At 55.0% G+C, this 13,969-nt stretch carries 14 protein-coding genes and 1 tRNA gene; 9 read left to right on the forward strand and 6 right to left on the reverse strand.

Features of this window, described 5'->3' with window-relative positions; translation table 11 throughout:
- Positions 1 to 18 precede the first annotated feature (18 nt).
- From clpP to P0120_15740, 4 genes are all read left to right on the forward strand, one after another.
- Positions 19 to 657: an ATP-dependent Clp endopeptidase proteolytic subunit ClpP gene (gene clpP / locus P0120_15725; protein MDF0675761.1), complete on the forward strand. Its 639-nt coding sequence runs from the start codon at positions 19 to 21 to the stop codon at positions 655 to 657.
- Between the two features lie 13 nt (positions 658 to 670).
- Complete coding sequence (gene clpX, locus P0120_15730) at positions 671 to 1,927, forward strand: ATP-dependent Clp protease ATP-binding subunit ClpX (protein ID MDF0675762.1); 1,257 nt, start codon at positions 671 to 673, stop codon at positions 1,925 to 1,927.
- Positions 1,928 to 2,102: 175 nt separating this feature from the next.
- Entirely contained in the window at positions 2,103 to 2,621 is a 519-nt protein-coding gene (locus P0120_15735; GenBank protein ID MDF0675763.1) for a TIGR02266 family protein, read from the forward strand.
- 48 nt (positions 2,622 to 2,669) lie between these two features.
- The gene (locus P0120_15740; GenBank protein ID MDF0675764.1) at positions 2,670 to 3,188 is read left to right on the forward strand and encodes a PilZ domain-containing protein; all 519 of its coding nucleotides are present in this window, start codon (positions 2,670 to 2,672) and stop codon (positions 3,186 to 3,188) included.
- Between the two features lie 140 nt (positions 3,189 to 3,328).
- On the opposite strand, the gene tatA is transcribed toward P0120_15740, so the two are convergent.
- Together tatA and P0120_15750 are read right to left on the reverse strand one after the other, a co-directional pair.
- A complete protein-coding gene (gene tatA / locus P0120_15745) occupies positions 3,329 to 4,129 on the reverse strand; it encodes a twin-arginine translocase TatA/TatE family subunit (protein ID MDF0675765.1) in 801 nt (266 codons plus the stop codon).
- Positions 4,130 to 4,241: 112 nt separating this feature from the next.
- On the reverse strand, positions 4,242 to 5,444 hold the full coding sequence (locus P0120_15750; protein MDF0675766.1) for a M24 family metallopeptidase: 1,203 nt from the start codon (positions 5,442 to 5,444) through the stop codon (positions 4,242 to 4,244).
- Positions 5,445 to 5,515: 71 nt separating this feature from the next.
- Between P0120_15750 and P0120_15755 the strand changes: the two genes are divergently transcribed.
- The 4 genes from P0120_15755 (at position 5,516) to P0120_15770 (ending at position 8,831) form a co-directional block, all read left to right on the forward strand.
- Positions 5,516 to 5,986 (forward strand): hypothetical protein, encoded by a 471-nt coding sequence (locus P0120_15755; protein MDF0675767.1) that lies wholly within the window; start codon positions 5,516 to 5,518, stop codon positions 5,984 to 5,986.
- A gap of 119 nt (positions 5,987 to 6,105) precedes the next feature.
- Positions 6,106 to 6,495 (forward strand): hypothetical protein, encoded by a 390-nt coding sequence (locus P0120_15760; protein MDF0675768.1) that lies wholly within the window; start codon positions 6,106 to 6,108, stop codon positions 6,493 to 6,495.
- A gap of 14 nt (positions 6,496 to 6,509) precedes the next feature.
- A complete protein-coding gene (locus P0120_15765; protein ID MDF0675769.1) occupies positions 6,510 to 7,250 on the forward strand; it encodes a gamma-glutamyl-gamma-aminobutyrate hydrolase family protein in 741 nt (246 codons plus the stop codon).
- 132 nt (positions 7,251 to 7,382) lie between these two features.
- Entirely contained in the window at positions 7,383 to 8,831 is a 1,449-nt protein-coding gene (locus P0120_15770) for an amino acid permease (GenBank protein MDF0675770.1), read from the forward strand.
- A 662-nt stretch (positions 8,832 to 9,493) separates the two neighbouring features.
- On the opposite strand, the gene nagZ is transcribed toward P0120_15770, so the two are convergent.
- The 4 genes from nagZ to P0120_15790 all read right to left on the reverse strand — a co-directional run bounded on the left by nagZ (position 9,494) and on the right by P0120_15790 (position 13,614).
- Entirely contained in the window at positions 9,494 to 10,591 is a 1,098-nt protein-coding gene (gene nagZ / locus P0120_15775; GenBank protein ID MDF0675771.1) for a beta-N-acetylhexosaminidase, read from the reverse strand.
- Positions 10,592 to 10,614: 23 nt separating this feature from the next.
- Positions 10,615 to 12,126: a leucyl aminopeptidase gene (locus tag P0120_15780; protein ID MDF0675772.1), complete on the reverse strand. Its 1,512-nt coding sequence runs from the start codon at positions 12,124 to 12,126 to the stop codon at positions 10,615 to 10,617.
- Positions 12,127 to 12,220: 94 nt separating this feature from the next.
- A complete protein-coding gene (locus tag P0120_15785) occupies positions 12,221 to 12,856 on the reverse strand; it encodes a radical SAM protein (GenBank protein MDF0675773.1) in 636 nt (211 codons plus the stop codon).
- A gap of 77 nt (positions 12,857 to 12,933) precedes the next feature.
- Positions 12,934 to 13,614 (reverse strand): HAD-IB family hydrolase, encoded by a 681-nt coding sequence (locus P0120_15790; protein MDF0675774.1) that lies wholly within the window; start codon positions 13,612 to 13,614, stop codon positions 12,934 to 12,936.
- 245 nt (positions 13,615 to 13,859) lie between these two features.
- Here P0120_15790 and P0120_15795 point away from each other — a divergent pair.
- Positions 13,860 to 13,943: transfer RNA gene (locus P0120_15795), tRNA-Leu, on the forward strand.
- The last annotated feature ends 26 nt before the right edge of the window (positions 13,944 to 13,969 follow it).

Raw genomic sequence — 13,969 nt, forward strand, 5'->3', positions numbered from 1 at the left:
GGAAAGGAATTAAGCAATATGTTGGTTCCGATCGTAGTCGAGCAAACTAATCGAGGCGAACGAGCCTACGATATCTACTCACGCCTTCTCAAAGATCGCATCATTTTCCTTGGAGCCCCAATCGACGATGTTTTTGCCAACTTGGTGATTGCGCAGCTTCTCTTTCTTGAAGCGGAGGATCCGGAGAAAGATATCAATCTCTACGTCAATTCGCCGGGAGGTAGTGTGACAGCCGGATTGGGCATCTACGATACCATGCAATATGTGAAGCCCCCTATCAATACCATCTGCCTCGGTCAGGCCGCCAGTATGGGAGCCCTCTTATTGACCGCCGGGACAAAAGGCAAGCGGTTTGCCCTGCCCAACGCCCGGGTGATGATCCACCAACCGTTGGGTGGATTCCAAGGACAGGCGACGGAAATCGACATCCATGCTCGAGAAATTCTCAAAATTCGCGAACGTCTCAATGAAATCATGGCTAGACACACTGGGCAGCCGATTGAGAAGATCGCGCATGACACGGAACGGGACTATTTCATGTCCGGCGAAGAAGCGAAGCGGTACGGTCTCATTGACGAGGTGATCACACGACCACCCAAATTTATGAAAGTCGTAGAATCCGGCGACGGGGCAAGAGACGGGATCAAAGGCAAGTAACACGGGAGGGTACATGGCCAAGCAAGAAAAAATGGATCGACACTTGCGATGTTCTTTCTGTGGGAAAAGCCGTGATGAGGTGCGAAAACTGATCGCTGGACCGACGGTGTATATCTGTGATGAATGCGTCAATCTTTGTAATGACATCATTGCGGAGGACTGGGAGGAAGCAAAAGAAGAAATTTCGTCCAAACTCAAGAAGCCGACTGAAATCAAACATCACCTCGATCAGTACGTCATCGGGCAAGAGCGGGCTAAACGAATTCTGTCTGTGGCCGTGCATAATCATTACAAGCGTATCTCGTCAAGGGAAAAGGGGGTCGATGATATCGAACTCCAGAAGGGCAATATTCTAATGGTGGGCCCAACCGGCACGGGGAAGACCCTCTTGGCCCAGACCTTGGCCAAGTATCTTGACGTCCCTTTTACCCTCGCTGATGCCACGACGCTGACAGAAGCTGGTTACGTTGGTGAAGATGTTGAGAATATCATTCTGAAGCTTTTGCAAGCTGCGGACTACGATGTAGAAAGGGCTGAGCGCGGGATCGTGTATATCGATGAAATCGATAAGATCAGTCGAAAAAGCGACAGCCCGTCTATTACACGGGATGTCTCCGGCGAAGGTGTTCAACAAGCCTTGCTGAAGCTGATCGAGGGCACAGTGGCAAATGTCCCGCCACAAGGAGGGAGAAAACATCCGCATCAAGAATTTATTCAGGTCAACACCAGCAATATTTTATTCATCTGTGGTGGAGCATTTGTCGGTTTAGAACAAATCATCGAACAGCGTCTGAATCGAAAAGCCATGGGATTCGGAGCTGAAATCCGGGGAAGAAGCGACGTTCGTTTGGGTGACCTTTTGGCTAAGGTTCAGCCCGAGGATTTTTTGAAGTACGGCCTGATACCCGAATTCGTGGGACGGTTACCGGTCGTGGCCACGTTAGAGGAGTTGGATGAACGAGCTTTGATCCGTATCCTGACCGAACCACGCAATGCCTTGACCAAGCAGTACGAAAAGTTGCTGTCGTTCGAAAAGGTCAAGCTCCGATTCACGGAAGGGGCGCTGGGGGCGGTAGCACGAAAAGCCTATGCGCAGAAAACCGGTGCCAGAGGCCTTCGGGCAATCCTTGAAGAAGTGATGCTTGACGTCATGTACGATGCCCCCTCTCAGAAAGAGATTGTCGAGGTAGTGATCACGGAAGATGCGATCTTGGGGAAGAACCAGCCGATCCGCATATTCGAACAGGAAAAGGACGCTAAGACGGCGTAAAAGCTGAAGGTTCCATACACGCTCGGCCTTCACCTATAGCTCGTTAGGAGGTCGAATCGATCGTTTCTCCCCCGCCAGACTGCTGTTCTCTCTCTTGTCTAAACACCGTGATCTTCCTCGACAATCAGAAACCCCGAGCTATACTTTCCTCGTGCGTGTGTCGGATGGAGGGCTTGTGAAGTACCCTGTTTCATCGAGCCTTAGGCACAAAGGCAAAGTCATCGAACTTGACGGGGCACGTGAAATGGTCGTCTTGTTGGGAGTCAACGGGGATGTCATCGGCAGCCTGTCCTGGGACTTTGTCATTGATCAAATTCTTGCCTATCGTAAGATATCAGTTCAAAGGGAAGACCGGTCAGAGCCTCGCATTTCGCTCACGTTCCGGGTGCGCTACAACAGTCCAGAGGGACCGAGATTCGAAAGTCGAGCAGGTGGTATTGGTGGAGGAGGCTTGTTCATCGAAAGCCAGACCCCACTTCCTGTAGGGACTAGATTGGCTATGGAGTTTTCGCTTCCGGAGAAATCCGAGGAATGGATGCCGGCGACCGGAACCGTCGCCTGGGTTTGTCCGAAAGCCGACCAATATACGTTCAGTCCTGGAATGGGAGTACGGTTCACTGAGATAGCGGCGGATGTCCGCGATCGAATCCACGAGTTAGTGAAATCACTCCAGAACATGGGTCACGCAGCCTAATTCCAGTCCTGACTTAGACTACCCAGAAAAGGGAAAAGGAATGGACCTATGACGTTTCCTGTCGTTTCCACTGCCGGACATCAGGGGAAATCACTCGTTGTGGATTCTGGGCGAGAGACGATCAACATACACGATACCTCGGGCCAGCTTTTGGGCAGCATGTCATGGGGAGCAATTATCGAGCGCGTACTGGTCAGCGGTGAGGATGACCGGTTTGCCCATTGTCGTACCCAGCCTCGCGCGCCTCTTGCCCTGAAGGTCCGGTATACGACGCCAGAAGGGAAGCAGTTCGACAGTCTAACCGGGGGAATCGGCGGCGGTGGGCTCTTTATCGAAAGCGGCGCCCCTCTCAGTCCGGGCACCGAGCTGACGGTCGAATTTGCGCTCCCGGATCGGCCGTGGGACAGGCTGAAAGCGAAGGCGAAGGTCGCCTGGGTCCGCAATAAGCCGGAGCGATATCTTTTGTTTCCAGGCATGGGCATTCAGTTCGTGGAATTGGAGAGGAAGGTACAGGAGCAACTGGTCGGACTGGTTGAGGCCTTGAATCGAAGCCGAAACCCCTCGTGAGACAAGCCAGCCTATTCTGATAGCATGTCACGTTCAGACGGTCGCTCTATCGGGCAATGCCGATCATTTGGCCGACGTCAATCCGTCCCCCAAGAACCGAAGCCAGTAAACTGCTTTCGCCGGGACGGATGAGATGAAAATCACGCAGATTTTTGGGGATCCTCTTGCACCTGCGGTAGTTCTTTAGCCGCTTCGATGGATTGCTGGATTTCGTTCTTGGCTGCGGCCATTTCGGCCTGAATCGTAGATATCTGAGGATCGACGCTATTTCGAACTTCGGTCACGGCTTGTCGGTACGTTCGCACGACCTCTCCGAGACCTTCACCGAGATGCTGCAGATCATCGGGCGATACTCCAGCCACTGATTGTGCCTGTTTAGCTTTGAGTGCAGCTTGTTGTGCTTGCACGCGGGCGACAGCATTCTTATTGATGATCGCTGAAGGACGTTTGGGGGTCACTTTTGCTTGAGAACCAGCCGGCAAAGGTGGGTATGAAGCGTGAGTCCTCGGAGGTGGAGCGGCAGCCCGTTCCTCCATCGATAGCACCTGGTTTGAGGCAGAGGCCGACGCTTGATTTGGGGGAAGAGCGGATATTTGCGGAGGCTGAGGGTTTGTATTGTACAACAACGAGGCAGTGGTGCCGGGTGTCTGTTCCGGACCAAGGGCACGGGGAGTATTTGGCCTAGCCATTGCCGGCAATGATCCTACGGTCTGAGGCCGTGTCGCTGCAATGTTTGCCGGAGTCTGAAGTGCTTGTGGCGGCTCGGTTTCTTGTGGGGCCTGACTTGAGGAGGCCTGGGGCACTTCAGTGACTTCTCTTCTAAACCCTTTCAATGCCTTGCCGACGCCCTCGCCGATTTGCGGCAGACGGCCCGCTCCGAAGATGATCAGCACGATGACCAGAATGATAATGAGTTCCGAGAAACCCATGGTGCCGAACATGTACGGCCTCGCATGTGATTAGGGAAGGTATCCCTGCCCGATGAGTGAATCTAGCCGCCTCTTAGACATAGTGTCAAGAAAGGGTCAGAGCAGAACGGTGAGATATGAAAAGTCAGAGAAGAGCCATGATTTCGGTTTGAAGCGGTAAGCCATGCACGACGGCTTCTCGATCCGATATGTAGACATCAAGCTCACTCCTAATCCCAAACTCTCCCGGCAGGTAGATTCCGGGTTCGATAGAAAAGCAAGTTCTCGGCAGGAGCCGACGATCGTCCTGAGTTTCCAGGTTGTCGATATTGGCTCCATTACCATGGACTTCCTCACCGATCGAGTGGCCGGTTCGATGAATGAAGAAGTCACCGTAGCCGGCCGCTCGAATCGTATTGCGGCAGATATCATCGACTTCCCATCCGCAAGGAAATCGGCCTGTAGCCACCTGATCTTGGACAAACGACAGGGCCGCATCGCGTCCGCGCCGGACATGTTCAAAGATCATGCGCTGCTTTGCCGGGACGTCCCTACCGGTATAGCCTGTCCAAGTGATATCTCCATAGACCGAGCCCGGTGCCGTTCGTTTTGCCCATAAATCGATCAGAACCAAATTGTCGCGCGTGATGAGTGAAGAGCCTGACTCAGTCGGTCCATAATGTGGATCGGCACTATGGCCATCAACAGCTGCAATCGGAGCACTGGACGTCATCATGCCCGCATCGCGAATACGTGTGAGCATAAACTGTTGGAGGTCATATTCAGATAACGGACGTTCGTTGGTGAGACAAGACGCCACATGGGCGAAGGCCTCGTCGACGATGTTCCTGAGCGTCGTCACGGCGTACCGATGCGATTCCAGTTGTTCATCCGTCCAGACTGCCTCGAATCGTTGGACGAGATCAGCCGATGAGACCACATCCAACCCAAAACTTCGAATCAGCTCGACGGTGCCTGCATCAACTCTGGACAGATATGGAACAGCGTTGAACGGTGAGTACTGCATGGCGATTCGCTGTCGACCTTGCAACAGGGAGGCCAATAACAGACGTTGCTGTTGCCATGAGACGTACTGCTGGACCTGACCCGGTAACTCATCCAGCACATGTGGTTCGATCCTGTGCAGGAGTTTGACCGGTTCCCCCGACGTAGGGATCCAATAGTACCAGCGCCGAGTGACATGCCGGGTCGGATCAAGGAGCAGGACCCGATAAGCGAGCGGGTCACTGCCGCGAAAGTCGTAGAAAAGCCATCCATCTATCGTGTCCATGTCCCGGAGTGCTTCTTGGATCGCAGCGATCCGCGTTTGGTGGGCCACGTCGCTCATGGGTTTCTATCTTACAGGGGCGTCCATCAAGCCCTCAAGTTTCCGTGTGATTCATGGTACAATAGCGCCCCATGATTCCAGAATCAGCTCGAGATGTCCCATCTTATCGAGTCACGTTCTTCTTCGGGCCTGAGTCGGTTGAGGGACAACCCGACATGCTGGCCTGTGTGTTCAACGTGAAAAAACGGAGTTGGAAAGCGGGTATTCAGGTCTCTGTCGAGATGAGGACCGACCAACTGTCGGTTCTTCGACGGAAAATGTGCCTTGCTGATCGACTCGCGAAAAGTTTGACGGCACTCGACCCCCGTGAGCATCCTCACTATCAAGAACGCATAACAGAGTGCTTTGCACAAGCGGTTTGTTGGTGCAAACTTGATCTCAGGCTGCAAGCGGGTCTGGCCCAAGAAAATCAGCGAATCCAAGCCGATGAGTTGATAATCGAGCTGGATCAGGAAGCCAGCAATCGCGTAGACTATGTTCTCGCCTACATCTTGGGAGAGTTGGATCTGGTCCCTGAACGTTCGGTATCATCATCCTGTTAATGTCGAGGTTCATCGGGGTTGCATTCAGCACCGAATTTGTTATAACGCATGCCGTGGCTAGTGTATGATCGTTCATGCATCCCATCGTTGTCCCTTTGAAAAGGAAGGAGGCGCTTCACGTGAGACTCCCAATGGTGATTCTCTTCGTTGTCATTACCTACTGTTCGATGCTTGTCGCACCGGCTTGGAGTCAGTCGTCGTCCGCTGACACACAACAAGGGACGGCTAACGGGGCCGGCATGGGAGCTGCCGCAGCTGTCTCTACAATCCTGTATTTCCCGTTTAAAGCGGCATTTGCCATCGGAGGTGGACTAGTCGGTGGGCTCGCTTATCTTTTTTCGGGATTTAGTGAACCAACGGCGAAGAGTGTTTGGATCCCCAGTATGTATGGCACCTATGTCATTACTCCGGAGCATCTCAACGGCGATGTTCCGGTACGGTTCCTGGGCGTTGCGGCCGAAAGTGAGGCGATGCCAACTCAGCCTGCAGCGCCTGCGGCGACAAACTAGTCTGCTCATCGAGCATGAAACCTGTCATTGGCGTGACCTCAGATTTTAATGCCGGTGACAGGAAGGACATGGGCGGGCATGAGCCGACCTACTTCTTGCGGGCTCGGTACATCCGAGCCGTTGAAGAACTCGGCGGTATTCCTCTGATCCTTCCGTTAGTAGCGGAACCGTCTGCCCGACGACGGCTTCTTGACCGTGTCGATGGGCTGCTCATCACTGGCAGCGGACCGGACCTTCCACCGCATCTCTACGGAGAGCAGCAGCGCTACAAATTTCCGCTCGTGAGTGAGCGCCGCGCCGACTTTGAGTTGGAATTAGTCCATCAAGCAAGGAAACGGGATCTCCCGCTCCTGGGAATCTGTGGAGGGATGCAGACCGTGAATGTCGCCTGTGGAGGGAGTCTGTATCAGGACATTCCCGCACAAGTCCCCGGCGCGTTGGATCATCGCCAAAAAGCGAAGGCGGTCCATGTCGCTCACCCTGTGACTGTGGCGCCCAAGAGCCTCTTGAACAAGGTGGTCGCAAAGAGCAAGCTCATGGTGAATAGTTCCCATCACCAATCGGTCAAGATAGTCGCGCCGTCGCTGAAAGCGAGTGCCGTGGCACCCGATGGGATTATAGAAGCGATCGAATCCGTCCCGCATCGATTTCTACTCGCGATCCAATGGCACCCGGAATTCTTGTTCGAACGGCATGCGGTCCATCGTCGGTTGTTTGAAGCCCTGTTACGGGCGGCTCGCCGGACGCGTGCATGATCGCTCTGGACCGTTCCAACAATCACAACCACCTTGTTCCTATGGTTCCCTGCTACACTTTGACCTCAGATGGAGCCGCAGCCCATTGACCCCGTCACGGCGAATCCTGACAGGGTGGGATCGAGCGAAACCGTGAGCAGCCGACTTTTCAGGACGAAGCCAATAGATCAAATCCTGGCCGATGCCGACCATCCGGAGCATCGGCTCAAGAAAACATTGACGGCGTGGGATCTCACGGCGCTTGGGATCGGCGCGATTATTGGAACCGGTATTTTCGTCCTGATCGGTACCGCCATAGTCGGTGATGCGCATAGACCGGGAGCCGGACCGGGAATCATCCTCTCCTTCATTCTCTCCGGCGTCACCTGTGCGTTAGCGGCGCTGTGTTATGCCGAATTTGCAGCGATGATCCCGGTCGCGGGGTCAGCATACACTTTTTCTTACGCCACCCTGGGTGAGTTTCTTGCCTGGCTCACGGGATGGAATCTGATTCTGGAATACGGTGTGGCGTGCGTAGCGGTTGCCATCGGCTGGTCCGGGTATTTTAATAAGTTACTGAAGCTTGCGGGCCTGGAACTGCCCTATTGGGCAATCAATCCACCGCATTGGGCGGGGGGCCCGGAGGGAAGTATTGCCAATTTTCCGGCTGCGATCATCGTCTTGTTGATCACGGCCCTCCTCGTGATAGGGATCAAAGAAAGTGCGCGTGTGGCCGGTCTGATCGTGCTCCTCAAACTGGGGGTGATTCTGTTCTTCATCGCGGTTGGGGCTCCCGCTGTCAACGTCGATAATTGGATGCCTTTCATGCCCAACGGCTTCGAGGGGGTGCGGGCCGCCGCCGCCATCATCTTTTTTGCCTATATCGGGTTTGATGCGGTCTCGACTGCTGCAGAAGAGGCCTGTAACCCTCAACGAGATGTTCCGATCGGTATCATTAGCTCGCTGGCTATTTGTATGGTGCTCTATATTTCCGTGGCAGCCGTGATTACCGGCCTGGTCCCCGTATCCCAAATCGACATTTATGCCCCGGTGGCCGAAGCGCTGAACCTCGTGGGATTCAAATGGGGCGCCACCATTGTCGCCATCGGGGCTGTGGCGGGTATTACGAGCGTATTGGTCGTGATGATGCTGGGACAAATTCGTGTTTTCTTTGCCATGTCGCGCGATCAACTCCTAAGCCCCGGACTGTCCAAAGTCCATCCGACGTTTGGGACCCCGCATCGCGCGACCATTCTAACCGGAGTCGCCGTCGCAATTCTTTCAGCATTCTTTCAGATAGGGGAAGCAGCCGATATGACCAACATTGGGACCTTCTTTGCCTTTGTGTTGGTGTGCCTGGGCGTGATGCTGCTCCGGTACACGAAGCCGGACCGCCCTCGTCCTTTTCGTCTTCCCTTGATGCCTCTCGTGCCTATTTTGAGCATAACGGCATGTCTTTACCTGATGGCTGGTTTGCCTTGGGCGACTTGGATCCGTTTTGTGGTATGGACTATCATCGGCATTCTCGTGTATGCCGCTTATGGGATAAAACATAGCAAGCTTGCCACACAGGCCGTCAACAGTGGCTCGCTGTCACGATGAATTAGAAGGCAATACTCGACGGAGGTTAATCCGACTTCCCAGATGGCTGGGTTGCGGAAGCAGGTGCAGTGGTAGAAGTCGCTTCAACGGGAACCGTGGCAGTTCGAGCTGTGTTGGTGACGGGAGCAGTCGGGGCAGGCGATCCAGGGGCGGTACCTACTGGAGCGACCGTAGGCTTCGAGGGAGGAGCCGGTTTGGGCGGTGCTGGCCTTTCCGGCTTAATACCCCCTTCCCAGGCCGGGCCTGAATACATGTTCGCTGTTAAGCCTTTTGTCTTCCATTTCTCCTCGAAATCAGCAGCGGCTTTATTCGGTGTTTCCCCGACACCCATGACATCGTTCCAAGGATAGACTTTCGGTCCGATCTGGCAGCCCGATTCCGTCCTCCGCAAATACAAAGCGATCGGATTACCCCGGTAGGGCCCAAGAAAAATATGGACGGATCCAACGTACTCTAGCAATGAGGCCATCAGGCCCTCCAAGGGAGGGCTATGATGCCACAACAGATGAGAAGAGGGCAAGATATTCGGCGGGGAGCGCGGAGGTTTCGCTTCCTCATTTCATGAAGTGAGGTTGTTCATCGTGGTGGAAATCGGGCAGTTCTCTCCGGAGACAATGCTCAAAGTCGTCCCCCTTGGTATTCTGAAAAGAAAGAAGGCAAGATCATACGTCGGCTTTCGCGAATCGTTGCCGAGTCTGGTCGATGGTGCGCAAGAGAGCCTTGTGGCTTCGGCAGCCCACCACAAGTTTCGCATCAGAAATCATCACGGGTCGATAGGGAAGAAGGAAACGTTCTTTTAAGCGGCGGATACGTGCGAGAGACTGGGCCAACCGTCCGGCAGAGATATCCCCGTCCGCAACGGCCTTGTCAGCGGCATTCAGCGCGGCTACGACTCGGTTGCGGTCTTTACAGATCAACGGCATATCGCAACCGGCTTGGATGGCCTGTATGGTCGCGTCGCCGATGCCATAATGATCAATGATGGCATGCATCTCAAGATCATCCGTCAACACGACGCCGTCGTAATGCAACTCTTCACGAAGAAATCTCCCAATGATCGTCGGGGACAGGGTTGCAGGCCGGTTCTCATCCAAAGCGCGATACACAACGTGGGCCGTCATCATCGTTGCCACGCCGTTCGCAATCGCGTGCCGGAATGGAGGAAACTCAATACGCTCGAGTCGTTCGCGTGTCGCCGACACGACGGGTAACTCCTTGTGCGAGTCCGAGTTGGTATCCCCATGGCCGGGAAAGTGTTTCCCACAAGCCACGATACGATTGTCCTGGAGACCTCCTACGGTGGCCAACCCCAATTCAGACACGACATCAGGACTCGTGCCGAATGCTCGATCGCCAATCACCGGATTGGTGGGGTTGCTGTTCACATCCAGCACCGGGGACATATTCATGTTGATGCCGACGGCCTTGAGCTCCTTCGCGGTCGTTGCTGCTGCAGCGTAGGCCAATTCGGAAGAACGGCATCGCCCGAGGACTTCGCAGGGTGGAAAAATCGTAAAATCTTTCGGCAACCGGGAGACACGTCCGCCTTCTTGATCGATAGAGATGAGGAGTGGGGAGTGCGGGCTGCAGCGCTGAAGAGCGCTTGTCAATTCGATGATCTGGGCGATCGATTCGAGATTTCGCGCGAACAGGATGACGCCGCCGGGCTTATATTCCCTGATGAAGGAGGCGAGTTCGACCGAAACGGTGGTGCCATCGAACCCTATCATGAAGAGTTGGCCGATCTGGTCGTAAGACATCTTCGAATCGCCTTGCTCTCGCCCTACAGTGAGCGATCGATGAGGAACTGGATCAACAATCTGGTACCGATGCCCGTTGGACCTTTGGGAATGTATGCCCGCTCCCGCTCGCTCCAATCGGTACTGGCGATATCGAGATGCACCCAAGGGGCCTCGCCGACGAACTTGCTCAAGAAGAGTGCAGCCGTGATCATGCCACCCCCCCGTCCCCCGATGTTCCGCATGTCGGCCACATCGCTGCGCAGTTGCTCAAAATATTCTTCCCACAACGGCATTTCCCATACCCGCTCGCCCGCTCGAAGGCCGGCCTTGCGGATCGCTTCTTTCAATGTTGCATCAGTGCCGAACATTCCGATTGCGAACTGGCCCAGGGCGACGACGCAAGCTCCCGTCAGGGTCGCGATGTCGATGAGTGCGGCCGGCTTGAATCGAGTTGCGTAGGCAAGACCGTCGGACAGGATCAGGCGGCCCTCGGCGTCCGTGTTCTGCACCTCCACGGTTTTCCCCGATAGTGTCTTGACCACGTCGCCAGGTCGCATCGCCCGGCCTCCCGGCATATTCTCCGCCGCCGGGAGGATGCTGATGAGATTAAGCGGTAACTTCAGACGAGCCGCAGCCCGTATCGCCGCTAGCACCTCTGCTCCACCGGTCATGTCGGCCTTCATCTGCTCCATATTCTCCGCCGGTTTGAGCGAGATCCCACCCGTGTCGAAGGTGATCGTCTTACCGACGAGCACCACCGGGCGGTCGTCTTTTTTCTTGGCTCCTTGGTACTGGAGAATAATGAACTTCGGCGGTTGGTGGCTGCCTTTCGCAACCCCCAGCAAGGCACCCATACCAAGTTTTTCCATGTCCTTTTGTTCAAGGATTTTCAGATTAACACCAGCGTCCTTCGCCACGGTCTTCGCTTCACTGGCGATCCTGGTCGGTGTCATCACATTGGACGGATGGTTGCAGAGATCTCGAACAAAGACTGTCGCTTCAGCAGTCGCGACACCGCGACGAATCCCTTCCGACAACTGACGCAGTTGATCTTTCTGCGGAGCCAGGATGGTCATCGCCGTCACTTCCCTACCTGTCGGAGCGTCGCTACGATAGATTGTGAATTGATAGCTCCCTAAGATCGCTCCTTCCGTCATGGTCTGGCCAACATCCATCGGCGAGGCCCCATGTGGCACGACACTCGGCAACGCAACCGTAAAGACCCCGCATTTGGTATGGCGAACGCGTTTGGCGGCATGCCCCATCGCCTGTCGGATCTGATCCAAACCCAGCTCATGTTTCTTTCCGAGGCCGACAAGAATCAACCGTTTCGCCTGAATTTTTCGGTGTGTATGAAGGACGACCACCTCACCGGCTTTTCCGTCAAACTCCTTGGACTGCAGAAGTTCGCGAAGTGCCCCTCCGAGTGCTCGATCGAGAATGCCCCCCTCTTCCTTCGGCAGTCCCTCCCCTTCACAAAATAGGAGGACGAGCGCATCTGTGGTCTCTGTGTCGACTCGTCCTTGTTTCGCTTCAACTCGCATACTATTCATTCGATTCTCCTTGTGATGCGCCAATTAGCGAACACCATCAGCCGATCGTTGGTGGTCATCAGGGCTTCTCCATCCCGGTCGACGGTGAAACTCTTCACACTCCCCGCATATCGGGTGCCCAGATGTGCTTGTGAAGTTGCAACTGAAGGCGAATAGGTAGTCGGTCTGCCAGGAGCCATTCGGCCAACTGTCGTGGATCCAGCGCATCAAATACCGGACTAAAGAGGACCGGACAGCGATCGGTCAAGTGGAAGTGAGCCAGAATGTCCTTGGCCCATTCGTAATCACCCCGGTCCCGGATGACAAATTTGGCCTCGTCTTGCGGTTTTAGACGTTCGACATTGGGCCAGTGCATCCGTTCCGACATGCCGCTTCCCGGGCACTTCACGTCCAAGATAATACGGACCGACGGGGGGACGATGGTGGTATCGATCGCTCCGCTTGTTTCAAGGAGGACCGTGAAGCCTTCTTCGCACAACCGGTGCAGCAGCGTAGCCGTACCCGCTTGTGCTAACGGTTCACCTCCCGTCACCTCAACCAACCGACAACCATAGGATCGGACCGTGTCGAGAATCTCATCGATGGACCGGTCCGTTCCGCCGAAGAAAGCATAGTCCGTGTCACACCAGGTGCATCGCAGCGGGCAACCGGTCAGACGCACGAACACGCAGGGCAGCCCGGCAAAGGTCGACTCACCTTGAACGCTATGAAAAACTTCGGTGACGCGCATGGGCAGTGTGTGGGCTTACTGAGTAGTTGATTGAATGATTGGCCACAGAGACGGTTGATCTGATCACAGGCAGCAGCTCATCGCCATTTAACGATCGGCCAGTTTTTGCGTCGGGCGATGGAGGCCATGCCGCGAATCGGATTCACCACTGTCGGATGACCTACGGCCCGGAGCAGGTCTAGATCGCCAGGACTGTCCCCGTACGCATAGCATTGGGACAGATCCAGCGTCAGTTCATGGATCAATCGATCGATGAGCCGGCGTTTCCCTTCCCCATAAGGAAGAGGGGGGGCGAGGAAACCGGTATAGAGGCCGTTCTGTTGCTCCAACCGACTCGCAAAGCATCGATCAGCTCGAAGCGCGTCGGCGACGGGGGCGATCAGGAAATCGATGGATCCTGTCACGAAAATGATGGCATGGCCCGCACGGCGATGCTCGTCGAGCATCCGCATGGCGGCGGGAGAGACACGAGGACAGAGTTCCTCGCGACAGAACTCCTCGCCCAACGGTTGGATCACTTGCGCAGGTTTGCCGGCCAGATACAGCTTCCGCTCGCGGAGCGGGTGCAGCGACAACGTCGGGAAATGTCGCAGGAGCCAAGACACACTCTCTCGAGCTTCAGGCCAACCGACGATACCGCGCTGCCACAGCCAGCGAAAAAATCGCACTTCGCTCGCTTCGCCTGGCAAAATGGTATTATCGACATCAAAAAATGCCGCAATGGAAGAGGAGAGACCTCGTTGGTCTGTTTGTATCATACGACGAGCGGCCGAGGACAATGAGATGCTGATTCTACCGGACGACCGGTTGATTGACAAGAATTTTACCCTCCTCCTATAATGCCACTCCTTTCCCCTCATAGCTGACAGGAGGCCTTGATGCAGGATGGTCAAACAAGCCTGCGATAAGGCCGCAACGAGCGAAAGCCTGAGGCGTACTTCCGAGTACTGGGTTCGAGCGATGCGAAACGTGTGGCAGGCTTCGTTTCAGCATCCTGCTGAGTGCCGAAGTGGTGGAATGGCAGACACGCACGTTTGAGGGGCGTGTGGCGAAAGCCGTGCGGGTTCAAGTCCCGCCTTCGGCACCATCGATCTGACTGATCCTACCCGATGC

The sequence above is a fragment of the Nitrospira sp. genome, from assembly GCA_029194675.1.
Classification (GTDB): Bacteria; Nitrospirota; Nitrospiria; order Nitrospirales; family Nitrospiraceae; genus Nitrospira_D.

Bases quoted from the DNA above. Each gene is read 5' to 3' on its own strand.
- clpP (MDF0675761.1), top strand. From the start codon at position 19: ATGTTGGTTCCGATCGTAGTCGAGCAAACTAATCGAGGCGAACGAGCC.
- clpX (MDF0675762.1), top strand. From the start codon at position 671: ATGGCCAAGCAAGAAAAAATGGATCGACACTTGCGATGTTCTTTCTGT.
- P0120_15740 (MDF0675764.1), top strand. From the start codon at position 2,670: ATGACGTTTCCTGTCGTTTCCACTGCCGGACATCAGGGGAAATCACTC.
- tatA (MDF0675765.1), bottom strand. From the start codon at position 4,129: ATGTTCGGCACCATGGGTTTCTCGGAACTCATTATCATTCTGGTCATC.
- P0120_15750 (MDF0675766.1), bottom strand. From the start codon at position 5,444: ATGAGCGACGTGGCCCACCAAACGCGGATCGCTGCGATCCAAGAAGCA.
- P0120_15755 (MDF0675767.1), top strand. From the start codon at position 5,516: ATGATTCCAGAATCAGCTCGAGATGTCCCATCTTATCGAGTCACGTTC.
- P0120_15765 (MDF0675769.1), top strand. From the start codon at position 6,510: ATGAAACCTGTCATTGGCGTGACCTCAGATTTTAATGCCGGTGACAGG.
- nagZ (MDF0675771.1), bottom strand. From the start codon at position 10,591: ATGTCTTACGACCAGATCGGCCAACTCTTCATGATAGGGTTCGATGGC.
- P0120_15780 (MDF0675772.1), bottom strand. From the start codon at position 12,126: ATGAATAGTATGCGAGTTGAAGCGAAACAAGGACGAGTCGACACAGAG.
- P0120_15785 (MDF0675773.1), bottom strand. From the start codon at position 12,856: ATGCGCGTCACCGAAGTTTTTCATAGCGTTCAAGGTGAGTCGACCTTT.
- P0120_15790 (MDF0675774.1), bottom strand. From the start codon at position 13,614: ATGATACAAACAGACCAACGAGGTCTCTCCTCTTCCATTGCGGCATTT.